This window comes from Variovorax stachyos, assembly GCF_051400855.1.
Lineage (GTDB): Bacteria > Pseudomonadota > Gammaproteobacteria > Burkholderiales > Burkholderiaceae_C > Variovorax.
The window spans coordinates 1-1577 of sequence record NZ_JBLFFN010000047.1 but is presented as its reverse complement, the minus strand read 5'-3'; the positions used below and the strand labels follow the sequence as shown (position 1 = coordinate 1577).

Annotated in this window: 1 protein-coding gene; it reads left to right on the top strand. The window is 67.3% G+C overall.

Annotation, left to right across the window (positions count from 1 at the left end; translation table 11 throughout):
- Nucleotides 1–30: 30 nt before the first annotated feature.
- A partial coding sequence (locus tag ACMGEZ_RS29625) for a hypothetical protein (protein WP_436825850.1) occupies nt 31–1577 on the top strand: 1547 nt, incomplete at its 3' end.

Here is a 1577-nt window from a genome sequence, read left to right as displayed (position 1 = left end):
CCGACGCTGCACCAGCGCGCGGACCAGACCATGAGCTATCACCCCGGCACCTGGCAGGTGGGTGGTCCGGTGGCGAGCGATCCGGGCCTGTACTCGACCAACCAGGCCCACGTGGGCTTCGTGGCGGACAACCCGACCCTGCGCAAGGGCGTGGGCGATCTGCAGGTCTCGGCGGTCGACCGCAACACCTTCTCGCAAGCACCGCAGCTGCCCTGGCAGGAAGCGGCGGCGTGGGACGGCAGCTCCGGGCGCACCAACTACAACGTCAGCACCTACAAGGACGCCGGCCTGACGACGGGCGACCCGGTGGCGGTGGCGCGTTGCGGCGGTCGTGCGGGCATCTGCGCGACCTCGCTGGTGGCGTTCAACAACGGCCTGATCGGCACGGCCGGCAGCAACACGGCGAACAACCGCGGCTCGGTGAAGCTGCCCGCCAACAAGGTGCCCACCGGCATGGCGATCACCAACATGAGCGAGTACGCGCTGGTGACGGTGTGGGACACGACGGCGCTGAAGGGCCAGGTGGCGGTGATCTCGCTGGCGGGGCTGTGCAACAACTGCGACCCGTTCAACCCCAATGGCGGAACGCCCACCGGCATCCGCAACGGGACGTATGACCGCTGGTACGACTGGTGGCACGAGTGGTTCGGCGTGTACCCGGGCCTGCCCAACATGGGCAACATCGCCTTCATGAAGGTGCTGGGCTACATCGACCTGCCGGGCATGAACGCGCCGACGGAGATCGCGGTGACCACCGGCTTCGACCCGTTCCACGCGACGCTGCCGGAGAAGGGTGGCGAGTTCATGGGCGAGACCTACTCGCCCCTGACCGACCCGGCCAAGCGCGCCAGCTTCAGCGGCACGGGCACCAACGCGAACCGGTATCCCAAGGCGGGCGTGGCGGTCGTCATCTCCAAGTCGGAGAAGAAGGCTGCGTTCATCGACCTGAAGCCGCTGCTGAGCTATGTCAATGGCGTGTACTTCGGTACGGGCCCGACGGAGTTCACCAACCTGGGGCAGGCCGACCACCAATGGCCGTACACCTTCGCGCACAAGCCGCAGCAGACGCCGACGGTGATCTCGACCGTGTCGCTGGATGACCGCCCCACGGCGGTGAAGACGACGCTGTTCGGCAACATCCATCGCGCGTGGATCGCGACCGAGACGGGCTCGCTGCGCATCTACGGCCTGGGCAACGTGCCCGCCGGCACCGCTGCAGGGGACATCGCGGAGAGGGGCCGTGTGGCGATCGGCAAGAACCCGACCTCGCTGGCCTTCTCGAAGATCGACCCGGACAGCAAGACCATCGACACGCTGAACCACCAGGTGCTGGTGGCCTCGCGCGGCGATCGCAAGATCCAGTGGGTCAGGTTCGGGGCCGACGGCAACAGTGGCAGTGTGGTGCGCACCCTGCAGGACTCGCGCATCGTGGACCCGATCGCGGTGGAAGACGCCGACAACTTCGCCAGCGACAACATGGTGCTGAGCATTGCGGACTACGCCGGCAAGAAGGTGTCGAACTACCGCTATGGTTCCGTCGTCTTCGCCGACCGCGGCGGCTCCTGGTCCTGCCAGCC